At 39.2% G+C, this 18004-nt stretch carries 15 protein-coding genes and 3 pseudogenes; 9 read left to right on the top strand and 9 right to left on the bottom strand.

From position 1 onward, the window contains the following. Positions 1-27: 27 nt before the first annotated feature. From HGR01_RS00400 to HGR01_RS00420, 5 genes are all read right to left on the bottom strand, one after another. A complete protein-coding gene (locus HGR01_RS00400) occupies positions 28-534 on the bottom strand; it encodes a hypothetical protein (RefSeq protein ID WP_045867794.1) in 507 nt (168 codons plus the stop codon). A 2-nt stretch (positions 535-536) separates the two neighbouring features. Next, positions 537-1790 (bottom strand): CRISPR-associated RAMP protein Csx10, encoded by a 1254-nt coding sequence (gene csx10 / locus HGR01_RS00405; protein WP_045867795.1) that lies wholly within the window; start codon positions 1788-1790, stop codon positions 537-539. After that, entirely contained in the window at positions 1777-2505 is a 729-nt protein-coding gene (locus HGR01_RS00410; protein WP_045867796.1) for an RAMP superfamily CRISPR-associated protein, read from the bottom strand. The genes csx10 and HGR01_RS00410 overlap by 14 nt, the downstream gene beginning before the upstream one ends. After that, positions 2502-4883 (bottom strand): type III-B CRISPR-associated protein Cas10/Cmr2, encoded by a 2382-nt coding sequence (gene cas10 / locus HGR01_RS00415; RefSeq protein ID WP_228045232.1) that lies wholly within the window; start codon positions 4881-4883, stop codon positions 2502-2504. The genes HGR01_RS00410 and cas10 overlap by 4 nt, the downstream gene beginning before the upstream one ends. A 150-nt stretch (positions 4884-5033) precedes the next feature. Further along, positions 5034-5339, bottom strand: coding sequence for a CRISPR-associated protein (locus HGR01_RS00420; protein ID WP_045867797.1), 306 nt, complete (start codon positions 5337-5339; stop codon positions 5034-5036). A 177-nt stretch (positions 5340-5516) separates the two neighbouring features. Between HGR01_RS00420 and HGR01_RS00425 the strand changes: the two genes are divergently transcribed. The 6 genes and pseudogenes from HGR01_RS00425 (at position 5517) to xisF (ending at position 10227) form a co-directional block, all read left to right on the top strand. Then, on the top strand, positions 5517-5690 hold the full coding sequence (locus HGR01_RS00425) for a hypothetical protein (RefSeq protein WP_155538934.1): 174 nt from the start codon (positions 5517-5519) through the stop codon (positions 5688-5690). Between the two features lie 677 nt (positions 5691-6367). Further along, the gene (locus HGR01_RS00430) at positions 6368-6868 is read left to right on the top strand and encodes a DUF2231 domain-containing protein (protein WP_045867798.1); all 501 of its coding nucleotides are present in this window, start codon (positions 6368-6370) and stop codon (positions 6866-6868) included. After that, positions 6865-7470: a DUF2231 domain-containing protein gene (locus tag HGR01_RS00435; RefSeq protein ID WP_045867799.1), complete on the top strand. Its 606-nt coding sequence runs from the start codon at positions 6865-6867 to the stop codon at positions 7468-7470. Before HGR01_RS00430 ends, HGR01_RS00435 begins: the two co-directional genes overlap by 4 nt. A 92-nt stretch (positions 7471-7562) precedes the next feature. Beyond that, positions 7563-8489 carry a cytochrome c oxidase subunit II gene (locus HGR01_RS00440; protein ID WP_045867800.1) on the top strand — a complete coding sequence of 309 codons (927 nt, stop codon included), beginning with the start codon at positions 7563-7565 and terminating at the stop codon, positions 8487-8489. 14 nt (positions 8490-8503) lie between these two features. Beyond that, positions 8504-8794: pseudogene (locus HGR01_RS00445) on the top strand (cbb3-type cytochrome c oxidase subunit I); the annotation flags it as partial. A gap of 20 nt (positions 8795-8814) precedes the next feature. After that, positions 8815-10227: a fdxN element excision recombinase XisF gene (xisF, locus tag HGR01_RS00450; RefSeq protein WP_264264955.1), complete on the top strand. Its 1413-nt coding sequence runs from the start codon at positions 8815-8817 to the stop codon at positions 10225-10227. Here the strand turns inward: xisF and HGR01_RS00455 are convergent. Both HGR01_RS00455 and HGR01_RS00460 read right to left on the bottom strand, forming a co-directional pair. Further along, positions 10180-10479, bottom strand: a complete 300-nt coding sequence (locus HGR01_RS00455) for a hypothetical protein (protein ID WP_155538936.1) — start codon at positions 10477-10479, stop codon at positions 10180-10182. The genes xisF and HGR01_RS00455 overlap by 48 nt on opposite strands. A gap of 383 nt (positions 10480-10862) precedes the next feature. Then, a pseudogene (locus HGR01_RS00460) lies at positions 10863-11945 on the bottom strand (ISAs1 family transposase); the annotation flags it as partial. Between HGR01_RS00460 and HGR01_RS00465 the strand changes: the two are divergent. Next, positions 11931-12395, top strand: a pseudogene (locus tag HGR01_RS00465) (IS982 family transposase); the annotation flags it as partial. The pseudogenes HGR01_RS00460 and HGR01_RS00465 overlap by 15 nt on opposite strands. Before the next feature lie 201 nt (positions 12396-12596). On the opposite strand, the gene psbA reads toward HGR01_RS00465, so the two are convergent. After that, positions 12597-13682 (bottom strand): photosystem II q(b) protein, encoded by a 1086-nt coding sequence (gene psbA, locus HGR01_RS00470; protein ID WP_045867803.1) that lies wholly within the window; start codon positions 13680-13682, stop codon positions 12597-12599. Between the two features lie 266 nt (positions 13683-13948). After that, entirely contained in the window at positions 13949-14521 is a 573-nt protein-coding gene (locus HGR01_RS00475) for a pyridoxal-phosphate dependent enzyme (RefSeq protein WP_228045233.1), read from the bottom strand. Between the two features lie 1388 nt (positions 14522-15909). Between HGR01_RS00475 and HGR01_RS00480 the strand changes: the two genes are divergently transcribed. Both HGR01_RS00480 and HGR01_RS00485 read left to right on the top strand, forming a co-directional pair. Continuing rightward, positions 15910-16737 (top strand): MIP/aquaporin family protein, encoded by an 828-nt coding sequence (locus tag HGR01_RS00480; RefSeq protein ID WP_045867804.1) that lies wholly within the window; start codon positions 15910-15912, stop codon positions 16735-16737. A gap of 161 nt (positions 16738-16898) precedes the next feature. Further along, complete coding sequence (locus HGR01_RS00485; protein ID WP_045867805.1) at positions 16899-17996, top strand: VOC family protein; 1098 nt, start codon at positions 16899-16901, stop codon at positions 17994-17996. Positions 17997-18004: the final 8 nt, after the last annotated feature.

An 18004-nucleotide genomic window follows, 5' to 3' on the forward strand; every position in this document is an offset into this window, starting at 1 on the left:
AACACTCCTAGTAAATTTATAGATGTCTTATTTCTTTAACTTCATTTCACCGACTGAAGCTGTATGTTCCCTGGCTAAATATCCTAAGAAAAGTTGTACCAGTTTCAGATGAATATTTTTGCGTAATTGAGTTTGGTTATTAATGTCATTTAAATAGGGTTCTAGATTATGACTCTTAGGAACACTTTTTCTTAATTTTGTTACTATTAATTGTGCATCTTTATCTAATTCATCCAGTACATTTACTAGAGCCTTAGCAAATATATCTTTACCTTTTTGTGTTTTCCAAATTGGGCTTGAACCACTTCTCCCTACCTGATAACGAATGTAATTTTTAATAATTTCAATTGAAGAGCTTGCATCAACAGCAACAGCTAATACATTTCTAAAAGGAGATTTTTCATCTTTATTGGCTATGGCAAAATTTTCTGATAAATCTTTCAGTTTTAGGATGATTTCATCCATTTGGTTACTAATACCTTTTTCAACTCTCAAAGCCAGTTGTTCTTGTAAAAAATTATCTAGTTCTGCCATGACTAAACAGCCTCCTCTCTTAATATGAAATGAAATTCATTGCAAATTTGCACTTGTCCGAAGCCTTCACAAGTGCGATCACCTACTCCATAAATCTCTAAATCTTCCCAAGCCTGTAACCAAAGATTCTGATTTTCTGTACTAAATAAATATACACTTCCCTTATTCGTCACTAACTCAACATCTTTCATTAAACCCCAAGCAGAATTCCAACCAGAACGGTAGTCATAGCTACTGTAAGCAGCGTGAATATCCAGAGATGAATCATTCACACCAGTATATTGCTGTAGCATTTCTCGAGAAATTACCGTTGTGCGTTGCCAGTTTTCAGTTAAAATTGCATCTGCTTGTAAATCCAAGGTGAAATAAGTACGATTTTCTGCTAATTCCTCTAAAGGATTACCAAATATATCGCCCCATTTACTCCAACGTTGGCGTAATTTTTGATTAAAATCATATATTCGTTTAATTACTTTTAATTTAATATCACTAGGTGCTTTTGCTGTAATTTTTACCTTACCTAATCCTCGTGAACCTGCGCCACCTAAACGTAAATCATGTTGATGATTTTGAATAAATTGTTGTAAAGCTACAGCTAAATCATCCTTAACAAAAACTGCACCTGTGTATGTGACAGGTCGTTTTTTATTTTCTTGAGATTCATTTAAAACTGCAATACTGTATAAAACCCTTTCTTCAGAAGTAGCACGGCGGCGATTAATCCCTACTCTGGTTAATAGACGAGTATTTGCAGAAGAACTGTAGTAATCGTCATTATGTTCGCTATAAAAACTGCTATAGTTATCAACTCTTTCTCCATAAGTTGACTTTTCTGTTGGGCAATTAGGATCGTATAGTTGTCCATATTTTTCGGCGCAAAATCTGTCGATTAAAATATCAAATGCACCATTTTTATTCTGCTCATCTGTTGTAAATCCTGATTTATTTTTGGAACTGACTACAGTAGCAGGTAATACTTTCACATCATCTTTCAAAACACAATCACTATCAATAGTTATTATTCCTGGGTAGGCGTTTTGAAAAATAGCTGGATTCTCACTCAAAAATAATTTATAAAAATCATCATTTTCACTAATTGTGGATGAATTAGACTGTTTTAATATTTGACTAGCAACTGCACCGCGAATCACAGAACCAGGAATATATTTTTCTACCTCACTCACATTTCCACCGGGTTTTTGTCTACCAATTGCTAAAGGAGACAGTGCTTTAATTTGTAGATTAATCTTTTTCATCGTTTTTAAATCCTTTAGCTAGAAACTCCCATGTTGTTTCTTCTATAGATAAATTAGGTAATTCCCAAGATAGCCAACCTAACCCGGCTGATTTACTACCTCCTAAAGCATTAATATGACGCAATCCCACTAAAATTAATGGTGCTGCATAAATTGGTGCGTTAGATAAATAAATATTCCCTGTAAATCTTAATTGCACATTCGCTGGTGATGTTTCTAAAAAGAAAAGTTTGTCTTCTTCAGCAGTCCGCCGCCGACGGTTAATTGTAACTCCAGGACGTATGACTTCTGGTAAGTTATCTGGTTCTTCTTCACAAATTAAGTCATCTACAATTATCCGAGAAGGTAAAACAGGATTACCGAAGATTTGACAAATTAAACAATGATGATGTTTCTCTGCTGCTGATGTTGATATTTTATATTCTATTCTGGAAAAATTTTCTGTTAAACCTGCTCTTTGTGGACACATAGTTTGTGGGTTAGGAGAATAGCAAATAGTCCACTTTAAACCTCTAGCAATTTTCTCGCATTCATGACGTAAACGTCCTTTCAGTTGGGAACCAGGAATTAGTAAGTTATCTTCAGCGTTACGGACTATTGGTTTATCTGCAAGCGAACCAGAAGCACCTCCAGCACCAATACATAACGCTGTATCAATGACTGCTGTAATCGGGTAAGTTTGCAGTGAATTAGATAATTTTTGGAGTTCAATCATGACTCAATCCCCGTAGATACAATTTCTGATGTCTCGTTATCTGGTACTTCTACAAAATCGTAGACATCTACCATATCTCGCCAAATAGTTTCATAAAATGGATCTTCAGGATGTTTAGGGTCAAGTTTACCGTTATCATACATCCAAGGTGCTAAATTACCTTTATTTACTTTATCTTTGGGTAGACACCAAGCTTCTTCAAAGTCTCTCAGCAATGCTTCTTTACCTTGTTTCAATCTGACTCGAAAGTAGCGATAGTTCAGGATGGCTGTATGTTTACCTCGTTCTAGTAAACTACGAATTTGATAAATTTGAGATTTAGGAAATTTAGCTTTTTTCAAAGCTGAAATAGAGGTAATTAATCCTCCTAATTCATGCAGAGTGTATGGTGTGGCGTATAATTTGAGATTTTGTAGGCTCTTTTGAGTTAATGCTTCTTTACGAAATTCTTTCACATTGGATGAAATCATTGTCACTGATTTGAGACTTAAAAAATCGACTGTTCCGCCATGATATCCGGCTTTTTTAAGTTTTTTTGCGCGTTCTTTAGCTGATTTAAGTAATTGCTCTACTAAATCTCTGGCGTAGTATATGGGTGTGTTGACAGCCGTAATTAATACGCCGATTGATGTACTCAGTTCACAATCAGAACGGTTTGCGGTTGAGGGTTTATAACGTTGATATTTATGCGGTTCAAATGGTTTGGTGTGATTTAGGCGATAATCCCCAATAATTTTTTTAAGTTCTCCATTTTTTGATTCATTCTCAATAGCTGGAATTTCCTTAAGCAGAATTTTTTCAAATTTTTCGCCTATCATTTGGGATATTTGTAATGCTTTATTAGCAGGAACAATCAATAAAATATCATCGCCACCAATCGTAATAATTTCAAAAGGATGGATAAATTGACCATTTGCTAAATGTGATTCTTCATCATTAAATCTACGTAGTTGATGAGGATGTAAGTTTTCAGCTATTGCTTGGTAAACTGCGGATATTGTTGCTAAATCTACATCTCTACTAAATTGTTGGTATTTTTCTGGTGTGAGGATTTTTTGAATATAACCACCCATATTATTACCATCAGCATAAATATAGGCAACATAACCATTACTAGCATTAGAAACTTCGGTGAGAGTTTCAGCAGTTTCTACTGAATATTCAGAAACACTACCGTAATATCTCATTTTTAAACTTGGATTCTCTTCTAGAAAGAGTTTAAATCTATTTACCCAACTTTCAATTACGCCTCTTTGCCAGGTTAACCCAGATTCTACATACCAAGAGGGATTATGACTGACACTATCTTTGGCTCTATCACCTACTAAATATTTGCGTACAGATGCCTCTGAAAAATAGGTTTCTCTGGGGAGTTTGTCTACTCGCATCATAGCAGAACGGCGATCGCTACCATCACGCATCAAATAAGGATGAGTTTCAAACATTGGTGGATAGCGACGACTAGGACGATTAGCAGTATCATTACCACTACGACGCTGATTAAACAAAATGTTTAATTTAGTTGTTAATTCATTAAAACTCTTACGTCTTTTGAATGCTTCAATTCTCTCGGATTCATTACTGGGATATCCAAAATAAGCTTGAACTAATTTCTGATTAAATTGCTGATGATACCAATCTAACCATAATGTATCTTTTATTGACTCTCGTAATAAACCAAAGCGCAATTCTAACAATCTAAATGTCTCACTTACTGCACAGGAATTAGCTGTTAAAGTCTCTTCTGTGTAGCGCTTTTCAATCGCATTGGCTAAGTCATCGACATAAGCAGCAGGACAGAAAGCTAAGATATTACCACCTGTAGAATAGATAATTAACTCTGGAATCAGCGCTTCAGATAATTTCAAATTATCTGATTGGGAATCTCCCAGAAAATTATCATTTAACCATGTTCTAATTTGATTAAATTGTATGTTGTAACGATTTTTATCTTCTTCAACAATTTCTTGGGGATTTTTTTGATTAAAAAAAGCAGGTAAATCAATGATATTTATTCTATCTAGTAAGCCAGATGCACCACGGATTTCTTGAATTTTTGCTGATTCAAATACATATTGCTTAATTTTAGTTGCACCACCATAAACCAAACCAATGCGAGTATTCTGATTCCACAACTCAGGATAATCATTCTTTAAGGTATCAAGATTTGGGGGAAAATATTTTTCATCTATACCTTGTAATTGTTCTACCTGTCTTAGCAAATCTTGCACATCATTTGGTAGCTCTTTCCCTATAATCAAAGCCTCGCGCATTTGTTGCGGTGTTAAATCGAATTTTGGTTCGCGCTGATCGCCCCAAGCCAAACACCAAGCAATAGCAGTTGTTATCGAATTAGTCTTGTGCATCTGTGTTGTCATTTGTACATACTCCAAAAATTCCGCATCGTACCTTACAAAGGAACTTAACCATATATCTGCTAAGTGAATTTGCTTAAATAAAATTACTTCCCCTGTATCATCACCCGCAATTCCCAAATTTATGCAACAGCAGAGAGTGAAATTGGCTACTCAATCAACCAAGTCGCCTAATTTATACGCAGGATTATGTGTGATAGAAATCACATATTTACCTATTTTGGGATCGAAAAAACCAACTGCACCGTAAATATGAGCTAGTTTATGTGCTAAAACAAACGCCACAGGTATAGAAATAGGCCCGTTAATCTTCAACAGTGGGCCTCCTGCAAGTTCTCCTGACTCAGCCATTTCTTCCAATCGGGCGGCTGCATCTTTGACAATCTGGTCATTTTGGGCAGGTTCACCAAAGTTAACTCGCAAAATCCCATTTTTGAACTCGATTTTGTAAGTAGTCATATTCTTCTCACTTCTACAGATTGCTTTGATCATACAGGTAGCCTGGAAGACCCTGCTTCTAGTTTTTGTTGCAGTCACCAAGTACCTAAGTCGATTATGCTCAAAGCCCAATACGGTTCAGTTAAGGATAATCGTAGGTTGGGTTGAACGAAGTGAAACCCAACAAAACCCCCGGAAATGTTGGGTTTCGTTCCTCAACCCAACCTACACAGTTTAAGGTTTTCAACGCTAACTGAACTGTATTGGCTCAAAGCAAGTATAAGCGATCGCTCTTTTACCCTCTTTACCCTCAACGCCACTAGCTATATATGCGATCGCAGTTCTCTAGACTTCCCTATTATTGCTAAATAATCCTATTGCAGGATATATTATTCCTCTGAAGATTGCTCAAAACATCAGCAGCATTTTTGTATCAACCTGGTCTTGGCAGCATTCACACCAAAACAATCAGTAATTCGATAGATTTTACTATAGTGAGATTGAGCATATATTTTTTATTAATTGCAGCGAATTAATTTAGATAATTAGCACTATTAGACAGCTTTAGTAATTAAAATCACAAATTAATATTTAAAAATTGTCAGCTAAATAACTAAAAATTGGTAGGTTACATTTACGTTTTTTTAAGCTGCTAAATTAGCTACCTTTCAAAAAACACTTTTTTGCTAAAAAAAATACTCCAAACTTTTTTATTTTGACTCTTTTGACAAGTACTAAAAAAATCCTTAAGCTAAAAGATAGCTTTAAGAAAGCAATGAGCAAACGGCAATTTTCTGGTTAAACATTAAGAGCCGTTATCTCAAGATGCCACGAGGAATCAATGAGTAGAAACTAAACTTCTGAACTTGTAATTGCACCCAACTCGCTCAAATTGTCTACCACAACCTTGATATTTAAACAACCGGATATCGCCCCAATTATATGTACTTCTATATTCCGGTGATGGGTAGATAATTTTTGGTGAAATTTCTTGGGTGTTAATTACAGAAGTTTGTTTGAGGTAAAGCCGATATGCCTAGGAGAATGCCGTGTTTAATTATCTCACAAATTTGAACGACCACAATCTACCCTATCCAGATACGATTCATCCCATTGTGGTTCACTTCGTAATTGCAATGGTGTTGTTTGCCTTTTGCTGTGATGTAATTGGCTATTTTACCCGCAATTCTCGCTTGTTTGAGGTAAGTTGGTGGAATATGTTAATTGCGACAATTTCTATCTTTGTCGCCATCATTTTTGGTCAATTTGAAGCAGGTTTAGCCAAACCATACGAAGTTGCTAAATCTGTGTTGAACGTACATACACTCATTGGCTGGTCGCTATCAGGAATTATTGCCGCGATTACAGCTTGGCGTTATGTAATTCGCGCCCGCGATCCCAAGCGCATCACATTTTATTATCTGGGAGCCGGGCTAATTTTGGTAGCAATAGTTGGCTTGCAAGTATACCTAGGTGATGAACTGGTTTGGGTATATGGATTGCACACAGTACCAGTTGTAGAAGCACTCAAGGATAATATCTTGCCATGAACGCAGAATTAATTAACCAATTAAGCGACCAACTAGGCCCAAACGGCTTACCTTACAGTATTCCGCTTCATCCCAACTTAGTTCATCTCACCCTAGGCTTATTCATCATTGGGATTACCTTTGATATTGTTGGGGCATTGTTCCCCTTCCAAAAATGGGTGTTCAAATTTTTCGCAATTTCTGTGGAACGTGACAACCTATTTGATGTTGGCTGGTACAACATGGTAGGGTCATCAGTAATTACCTGTTTTACAGTTGCCGCTGGCTTTTATGAAATGCTGCTAGCGCAACCACCAGCCGATGTCAAAAGTGCTTGGGGACTCCCAGCAATGGATACGATGATTTGGCATGGTGTTGGTGGGGTGCTGCTATTAACCATCATCATCGGTATGACTGTCTGGAGAGGATATCAGCGCTTTGTTACTCGCCGCGATGAAGAAAAACAAGTGCAATGGCGCTACCTCATCGCAGGTGTGACAGTCATGTTCATTATGTATCTCCACGGCACCTTAGGCGCACAATTAGCTGCTGAATTTGGTGTCCACAACACCGCAGATAGTTTGCTGCGATTGGGCAAAGACCTCAATACTCTGTTCAATTAATCAGTATTAGTCATTGGTCATTTGTCCCTTGTCATTTGTGCAATGACACATGACTGATACCAATCCCCCATGCCCAACAATTACCACTGACTATGACAATCCAGAAGATTTTTAATATTGTGGCACTGATTATCAGTGCGATCGCCGTGACTGTTATGAGTCTCTGGATAGGTAAACAGTCCTATTCTTGGCTTCCTCCACAGGCGGCGGCTGAATCCTTACTCATTGATGATCTGATTAGTTTCTTAGTAACCCTGGGTGCGTTTATTTTTCTAGGTGTTACTGGCGTTTTGTTGTATTCTGTCCTCTTCCATCGTGCTGGCAAGAATGATTATAGTGATGGCCCTGCAATTGAGGGCAATATCACCCTAGAAGTTGTGTGGACAGCCATCCCCATTTTGCTAGTCTTTTGGATTGCATCTTACAGCTACCAAATTTACGAACAAATGGGCATTCAAGGCCCAATGGCATTAGTGCACCTGCATAATCCAATGGGAATGGAATCGGCTTATGCAGCACCCAAAGATGAATCAGTTGAGGCTTTAGCTGAACCAGTAGAAAACATCGATGTCATTGCCAAGCAATGGGCTTGGGTATTTCATTACCCCGAACGAGATGTTACTAGTACCGAACTACATCTACCAAGCGATCGCCGCATCCGGTTGGCACTAAAATCAGAAGATGTACTACATGGCTTCTATATCCCTGCATTCCGACTGAAGCAAGATATCATTCCCAACCACAATATTGACTTTGAGTTCACTCCCATTCGTCCCGGCAAATACCAACTGACCGACTCTCAATATAGCGGTACATACTTTGCTACTATGCACGCCAATGTAGTGGTTGAATCTCCCGAAGCATACCACCAATGGCTAGCCCAAGCTGCAACCCAAACACCCACTCCCGCATACAATCAAGCAGCTGATGAGTATGCCCAAGCAAGCAGTCAGTCAGGCAAAACCGGATGGGCTACAGTCGCACCTGAATCAGCACCTCTAGTCAATTATCCTGGTTGAAAGGAAACTCACCGATGACAAACATCTCTGTAAAAAACGTTAATCTCCCTAGTGAGGAACCTCACCACGAATCACCAGGGAATTGGAAGGAATACTTCAGCTTCAGCACTGACCACAAGGTCATTGGTATCCAATACCTCGTTACAGCATTCATCTTCTTTTTAGTCGGCGGTATCTTTGCAATGGTGATTCGGGGAGAACTGATTACACCCGAATCAGACCTAGTAGACCGCACCTTCTATAACGGGATGTTCACCATGCACGGCACTGTGATGCTGTTTTTATGGACATTCCCTTCTTTAGTTGAACTAACAACGGACATTTTGTGCTAAACTGCTCTGACATTGAGTTTCAGAGCTTTATGCGGGTCGGTTACGTTAGAGTATCGAAATTTGAACAGAGCGACGCGCTGACTCAGCAGACCGCCAGAATTGAAAAAGCTGGCTGTAGCTTGATTTTTTCTGACATCGAATCTGGGCGAAGCGACAGCCGGAAAAACTTCAACAAAATGCTCGCGATGTGCCGCGAAGGACAAATAACAGAAATCGTTATCACTCGAATCGATAGACTCGGTAGGTCTGTGATGACCATCGCTAAAACAATAGCACTACTCGAAAAGTTGAATATCAAACTTGTTATCTTAGATGCCCCCGTAGAAGATGCGTCAAGCCCATTTGGGTGGTTTTCCCTCAATCAAATGGCAGGACTAGCCGAGTTTGAATCTCGGTTGTTACAGAGCAGAGTAAACCACGGATTAGAGCATTTTCGCGAACAAAACAAAGCTTATCAGCCACCGTTCGGGTTCGCTAGAGTTGACGGGAAATATGTTGCTGATCTGACTATACATCAGCCCAGTGGAAAAACTAATTGGGCAATAGCCCAGGAAATTATTCAATATTTTTTATCTGAAAAAACTTCGCTGCGAAATACTATTCAACACTTTATAAAAGAATTCAATATTCAGTTTTCCCCTCCAGGGCTACGCTCTTGGTTGTTGAACCCAGTGCTGCGAGGTCACACTAGGTATAACGTAAAATTCAATCGCGTTAACCCCGAAAAATGGGATATTCGAGAAAATACCCATCAGCCTTTGATCTCAAAAGAAGTTTACCAACAGATTGAAACTCGGCTTAGAGACAATCAACGCCTGTGGGGTAGGAACTTTGAGGGTGCCACACAAACAGATATTGGCGGGCGTTTATTGTCTGGGCAAATTATCTGCGGTTCCTGCGGAGGGAAGTGTTATGTCCATGATGCTAAGAGATCGATGGGATTGCGATGCAAACGTCGCAGGGTTTACGGCGAAACTGCTTGTAGCAATAGAACCGCAGTTTCACTCAGAAAGGTTGTCGATGCTGTTGACGCTGCCCTAACAACAAGAGCGATCAAACTCAGGGACTATGTTGTCAGCAACCAGCCATCGAACGAAGATACTCCGGAAATTATCGAGCTTAAATCTCGTCTTGAGGTACTGCGAAAACTTCCCAGAGATTCGATCATTGAAGAAGCAATTGACCGAACAGTAGTCAAGATTCAGCAACTTCAGCAACAAAACATTCAATTCGCTTTTGTTGGGGCAAGTTTGCAAAAAGAATTGATAGACACTTTCGGTGATGTTGAATTCCTTGAGGTTATGCCAGATGAAACTAAAAAGGATTTGTACAAAAAATTTGTAAAGGAAGTAAAAGTTTTAAACGGCAATGTCATCGCCGTGTTGTTGGTTGAGATACTGCGGTAGCAACTCTGGGTTTGTCATGATCATTTTTTTTGTTGCTTTATCTACATTCAACGGCTTCACCAAACGAAATAATATAGCTAGCCTAAGCAGTTCTTCGGATAGAGTTTCGTTCTTCCTTGGAATGTAGCGAGACACATCAAATTCGGTTTTTCTTTGAGACATGATTTCTCTGTGGCGTTCTATTTTTAGATTAGTTTGTCGGCTGAAAATTTCTGTTACGAGCGATGCCAAAGGCTGGCTACGCCTACGCATTTGGCAAACGGTGGGTTGATCGCAATTGCTGAAAAGATACGCACGCTTATTGAAGACGGATAGATTCCAATACTTGTCGGTTAAGGGCAAAAGGGGAAGGGGAAAAGGGGGAAGAAAAAACCTTTAACCCTAGGGGAAACGCATCTTATTTCCTAATAAAAACTAAGAGAGATTTCAAAATGACATAGATAATTGTAAAAATTCCGGAAATGATAAATAAAATGAATCAATATTTTCGGAAAAATATGAATTAGCTTATCTGAAGCTGAAGAATTATTTATTAATACTAAAACAACTCAAAATTCAAGTTTATAAAGGTATGTTTATCTGGAAAATAATGAGATTTATCCTAAAGATTTAAATTCAATTTCTGATAGATTAGTTTATGCTAATGCTAAAACTCTTAATAAATAATTGTTATCCAACCCAGCGAGAAACTGTTTATTTTTTATTCCCCGTTTGACACGCTTCTCTTGACCTAAAAGATTGACTGCAATATGTCTAAGAATTGCAAAATTCTGTGGAGCATTATCTTTTCTAATCCGACAGTCATCTTCTCTCAAAGCAACATCCAAGATCCAATGCAATGAATTCTCAATTCCCCAATGACTGCGAATAGAACTACCAAACTGTTTAGCATTTGACTCAAGACTACTGATGAAATAATGGGTTTCAACCGTCGTTTCACCATTTATTGAGCGAACAGATTCTACCATTCCAACACTATTAAAGTTTGACCAAACTGAATCTGGGTTAAGCTGAGACTGAATTTGAGATAACATCACATAGTGGCGGATTTCATGACGACCATGCCCTGCTTCTTCTGTTTTATATGTGCTATGCTCAATCCCTTCAAAACCTGTACTTATACCTGACTTAAATAGTTTTTCTACCTCATCATAAAGATTTCCTTGGTTCTTTTTTAATGTAATTACATAATCTGCATTTTGTTGTGTAATTAACTTGATAATCTCTTTTTGACAACCGATTGCATCAATTGTCACGATACACCCAGACAGTTCTAATATTTTTAACAACTCTGGAATTGCTGTAATTTCATTCGATTTTTCATCCACCTTCACTTGTCCCAACACCAATCTATTTGTCGTTGCCCAGGCGCTTACCCTTCGGGTTCGCCAGTCGCTACAACGGGGGGAACCCCCGCAACGCGCTGGCTCACCATTTGAATTGCGCTTTGGTCACTACTTTTATCGTAAGAACCACGTAAGGTTTTTCCGTCAATTGCTACCACTTCACCTTCGGTTATCTTCTGTATTGATTTCATCCAATCAATAAAACATGATTGAAACTGTTGGGGATTTATTTGTGCAAATACTCGCGCAAAAGTGAGCCAGTCCGTTGCGGGGGTTCCCCCCGTTGAAGGAACTGGCGTATCATGAGACGGAATGCCATTTGGTAACTCGCGCAAATGTTTGTAACCATTCATACTTCGCGCTCCCAACTGCCGGAGTTTTAAATCCCAAGCAGATTATGGCTTTTGTGCTGCCAAGAAACAGACATACTATGGGTTTCATGGGCATTTAATCATTAGTGGTACAGGAGTTATTAGTGGGTTTACCCTCACTCCAGCAAATGGCAGTGAACGAGAAGCACTTTGGGATTTAATCACACGAGTTAAAGGTTTATTAATCGGAGATAAGGGTTATTTAAGTCAGTTTTTGTCAGGAGAACTGGAAAGAGTGGGTATTAATTTACAAACCCCTCTGCGTTCTAATATGTCTGACTCTCGTAGTCAATCTTTAGTTCGATTAATGCAACGCTTTCGTCGCCTAATTGAAACAGTAATTGGTCAATTAGTTGAGAGATTTCATATAGAGAAGATTCGAGCTAGAGATATGTGGCATCTTACCAGTCGTCTCAATCGCAAGATTATTGGTTTGCAATGCCTAAGCTGGAAAATCATTCTGGCTATGACCGCGATTCTAGGAGTTTTCTTGAAGGATTTCAGCCACCCACACCAGGAGAATTTCTTAGTTCTGATATCGACACTATTAATACGGATGTATTCTGTTCGATAAAAAGCAACCCGAAGCATTTTTAACTTGGGTTGCTTACATTGTTTTTGAGGAGTTAGAAGGAACTGAATCCAAAATTCATTAACCGTGAATGGCAGGAGCAACTAAAGCTACAGGTTGAATATCTCCAGCCGCTAAATCTAAGGGGAAGTTGTGAACATTGCGTTCGTGCATGGTTTCCATTCCCAAGTTAGCGCGGTTTAAAACATCAGCCCAAGTATTAATTACACGACCTTGAGCATCAAGAACAGAGTTATTAAAGTTTAAACCATTGAGGTTAAAAGCGAAAGAAGATACGCCTAAGGCAGCACACCAGATACCAATTACTGGCCAAGCACCTAAGAAGAAGTGTAAAGCACGACTATTATTAAAAGATGCGTACTGGAAGATTAACCTGCCGAAATAACCGTGAGCCGCAACAATATTGTAAGTTTCTTCTTCTTGACCGAATTTGTAACCGTAGTTTTGGGATTCAATTTCAGAAGTTTCCCTAACTAAAGACGAAGTGACTAAAGAACCGTGCATGGCAGCAAATAAAGCACCACCGAAAACACCAGCTACTCCCAACATATGTAATGGGTGCATGAGAACGTTATGTTCTGCTTGTAGCACAAACATGAAGTTGAAAGTACCACTAATCCCTAAAGGCAAACCATCAGAGAAGGAACCTTGACCCAAAGAGTAGACTAATAGTACCGCAGTAGCAGCAGCAACAGGCGCGCTGTAAGCGATAGAAATCCAAGGACGCATCCCTAAGCGGTAAGATAATTCCCACTGCCGACCCATGTAGCAGAAAATACCAATCAGGAAGTGGAAAATAATTAACTGGTAAGGGCCGCCATTATATAACCACTCATCTAAGCTAGCTGCTCCCCAAATGGGGTAAAAGTGCAGACCAATAGCATTGGAACTAGGTACAACCGCAGCAGTAATGATGTTATTGCCATAAAGTAAAGCACCAGCGACAGGTTCGCGAATACCATCTATGTCTACAGGTGGTGCAGCAATGAAAGCGATGATGAAACAAATGGTTGCTGTTAAAAGTGTGGGAATCATCAGTACACCAAACCAACCAATGTACATACGGTTGTCAGTACTGGTAACCCAATTGCAGAATTTCTCCCAAAGATTGTTACTACTTTGGCGTTGTTGCAGAGAAATAGTCATAATGTTTAATTCCGAGGTTAATCGTTGTTCAAGGCAAGTTAACCTTATTTATATAATAACCATATGGTTATATAGCTTGTCAACAAAAGTGGTGAAGTGACTAGCGATCGCTTAACATCCTTAACACCAGGATTGTTCTCCCGGAGGATTGTGCAGTAACTCCCGAATATTGGCTTCAATCACCCGGTAGCCTACATTGCCGTTGAGTTTCTGCCGTCCTTCATTAAAAATCAGGGTGGGGCTAACTGTAACCGTATGCTCTTTGACTAATTCAAAATCTTTGGATAGCTCGGCATAAGCTTCACCGCTATCGATCTGAGCTTGGATAGCTGCGATCGCTTTCCAATTTGTAACCCAGCATAAACCATTGCACCTGTGGAGATCCCACTGAGAATGCCTTCTGCTTGGGCTAATTGTCGTCCTGTCTCGTAAGCTTGCGTCTCGCTGACTGTAAAAATTTCATCGATGAAATCGACTCGCAAAACATCGGGAATGAACCCTGCACCAATACCCTGTAAATTATGTTCCCCTGCGGATTTACCACTTAGCACTGCACTATTAGCAGGTTCAACGGCAATTATTTGGAGGTGGGGATTTTGCTGTTTGAGATAGCTACCAGCACCGGTGAGAGTTCCGCCTGTTCCTACACCGACAATTAACACGGCAATGTCACCATCAGTATCCTGCCAAATTTCTGGCCCAGTGGTATCGTAATGGATTTTGGGATTGGCGGGATTGCTGAATTGATGGGGTGAGAAAGCATTGGGAATGGTGGTGAGAAGTTGATTAGCATGAGCGATCGCATGAGTCAAATAAGTCAAGATTGTGGGAATAGCCAAAAATACTAGGGCGATAGGTAAATGAACGGTAGCTCAAGCGAACTATAACTGACCCTTTTCATAGAAAGGATGGATTATAGATAAAAGTCGGCTGGGGAATGGAATCTAACATCTGCGATCGCGTACTCAAAGAAGTCTCAACAACAGACTGCCGATAATGATTGCCTAGCGACTTCAAGCACGGAAGAATAACGCCGTAGTTTAACATCTATTAGGATGCATCTATCCAATAGGGGGTAAGACCCCTCATTTGAACGAGCAAACAAGGCATTCAAAAGGCGATCGCATTATGAGGATTGCGTCTTCAAGCCTATAAAATCCTAAGGGTGAGGCGTGTCACCTACCATTACCATCTGTATCCTATTAAGAGATGGGTGCTAATCCCTACGTCCTGATCAACCCAATCGGATGATTACTTTGAGCATTACGGTATTTCTTCGAGTTTCCAATGTGGTTGCATTATTGGAGCGCCAACATTGAAAAATGACAGGTGGGTTTTGCCTCTGAACTTTTGAACATGATGCGAAACTTGGGCGGTTCGATGGGGATGACAGCATTGTCAACAGTTTTGACTCGACGCGAACAATTTCAGTTCAGAAAAATAGTAAATGCTCAATTTAACATTTCACCATTGATCTTTCCCTAAGTTAATATTTCGGACAAGTCTATTAGCGCTGCACTATTACTTACTCACTAGGCTGTCTCTGTTGTTCTGTAAAAAGTTAAGACAACTAATGCTGCAGTTTATTTGCTCGCATTTAATAAAAGTTTAAATTTTACTGAGAACCCCATAAGAATTTTCTTAGCCAAATCTGAGTATTGTCCAATTTTATATTTAGATAATTCTAATTTATTAATTATTTTCTGAAGTGATAATTGATAATAGTTTTTGTATTAAATACTCTTAAATTATTCAATAGCTAAAAAATGGTTACACTATTAACAAATATTCCTCTTGGTCGCTTGGGTAAAACTCAAGATGTCAATTATTTAGTAACATTCAAGGATGAAAATATGGCTCTTTCGTACCTGCCATGCTAAAAAGTTCTGCAAATAAGTTTGAAACCCTGATTTGGCAATAATAACAAGCGTTATCCCTACCCTTTAGGTTTTGGCGCTGAAATTGAGTCATTAATCGCCTGTAAGCATTGATTTAAAAAGGAAAAATTCATTTTTAAGGATTCTTTTCAGCATCATACCTACCGAAGAACCGAAAATATTAATCTTTCCTTCCGCTTACTGCTTTATTTTCAAGCTATCCCCTCATTAAAAAATGCTACAACCAAACATTAAAATTGCTCTTACCCTGTTAAGAGTTACCTGTTTTTAAGTTAGAAATAACCAAGATTAAACGCAAAAGCAGAATAATCATTATATGAGAGTAAATCATGCAGACGCTAAGAAAACATTATCCCGAATATTTGATTGAAGCTGCCGGTTTGGGCATTTTCATGATTTCTGCCGCAGTAGTGACTGCACTCTTAGAGCATCCAGTTTCACCAATTCGACAGGCAATTACTGACCCAATTTTACGGCGATTTATTATTGGTATAGCAATGGGATTGACTGCTATTTGTATTATTTATTCGCCTTGGGGTAAGCAATCAGGTGCACATATCAATCCAGTTGTCACTTTAACTTTCTTACGTCTGGGCAAAATTAAACCTTGGGATGCGATGTTTTACATTTTGGCCCAGTTTATTGGTGGATTGTTGGGATTGCTATTAGCAGTGAGGATATTGAAAGATGCGATCGCAGATCCATCTGTCAATTACGTTGTCACCATACCTGGTACGCATGGAGCAGGATATGCATTTTTGGCTGAATTAATTATTTCCTTTGGTGTGATGCTGATGATACTGTTTGTATCGAATAACCCCAAACTAGCCCCATTTACGGGAATGTTTGCAGGGGTGCTGATTGCAACTTACATTACTGTAGAAGCACCTTTGTCAGGTATGAGCATGAACCCAGCCCGTACCTTAGCATCGGCAATTCCGTCTCAAAATTGGACAGCTATCTGGGTTTATTTCACCGCACCACTGTTAGGAATGCTTTTGGCAGCTGAAGTTTATGTGAAGCTAAAAGGCAAAGAGGCTGTGCGTTGTGCAAAACTACATCATCACAATAACAAACGCTGTATTTTTCGATGTGGCTATCGATATCTAGAAGCAGATCAAAAATGGTTGTTGAGTGATAAGTTACCTAAACCTTGAGAAGGCAGGAGGCAGTCTCAATGAAAAAATTTCCGCCTAGTCTTCTGCACAACAATGAGGCTGCAGCAAGTTTTTATCATAGAGTTGGTTATCAACCCTATGAACTTGTATATCAGAAAAGATTGCGAATGTTAATTTAATTAATTTAACATAGTACTACTATGGCTACAAAATTCAGCAAAAAGATAACTGGGGCAATTCTATCGACGGTTGTTTTCGCCACAATAGCTCTAGCTCAAAATCAAGTTTTATCTAATATTAACCAATATAAAGATAGCGATGATGTACAAATAGTCCAGAGCCAAATATTAGCATCGCAGTCTGTAGTGACCGCAGTAGAATCTGTAGGTATGACGGTTTCTGATATGGATCGTGCAGTTGAATTTTACTCTCAGGTGCTTTCATTTAAGAAAATCTCAGATGTAGAAGTTTTGGGTACAGAATACGAACAACTGCAAGGATTATTTGGCGTACGGTTACGTGTAGTGCGTATGCAATTAGGTAATGAGACAATTGAGTTAACTGAGTATCTGACACCCAAAGGTAAACCAATTCCAATAGACTCGCGCAGTAACGATCATTGGTTTCAACATATTGCAATCGCTGTTAGCGATATGGATAAAGCTTATCAGCATTTGCGCTCATTTAAGGTGCAATATGCTTCTACTGCACCCCAACGCATTCCCGACACTAATAAAGCCGCAGCTGGTATCCGCGCTTTCTATTTTAAAGACCCCGATGGGCACAATCTAGAGATTATCTACTTCCCCACAGACAAAGGCGATCCTAAATGGCACAAACCAACTAACCAGCTATTTTTGGGAATTGACCATACTGCGATCGTTGTAGCCAACACCGCAGCTAGTTTGAAATTCTATCGTGATTTGCTGGGTTTGAAACTAGCGGGAGAAAGCATGAATTATGGTACAGAGCAGGAGCATCTGAATAATGTCCAAGGAGCGAGATTGCATATCAGTAGTTTACGCTCTCCTAGTGGGCCTGGAATTGAATTTTTAGAATACTTGACACCAAAAGACGGACGACCTTTACCAGCTGATGCGCGTCCTAATGATGTATTGCATTGGCATACAACTCTAGTAGTCAAGGATGCAGAAGCAATTGCTCAACGGTTACGAATTAATAAATCTGCGTTTGTTTCTCCTAGTGTTGTGGCTATTCCTGGGCAGACATTGGGGTTTAAAAAGGGGTTTTTGGTTAGAGATCCAGATGGTCACACAATGCGGATTGTAGAGAAGTAATCAAATGA

It is taken from the genome of Tolypothrix sp. PCC 7712 (assembly GCF_025860405.1).
In the GTDB taxonomy this organism is placed as follows: domain Bacteria; phylum Cyanobacteriota; class Cyanobacteriia; order Cyanobacteriales; family Nostocaceae; genus Aulosira; species Aulosira diplosiphon.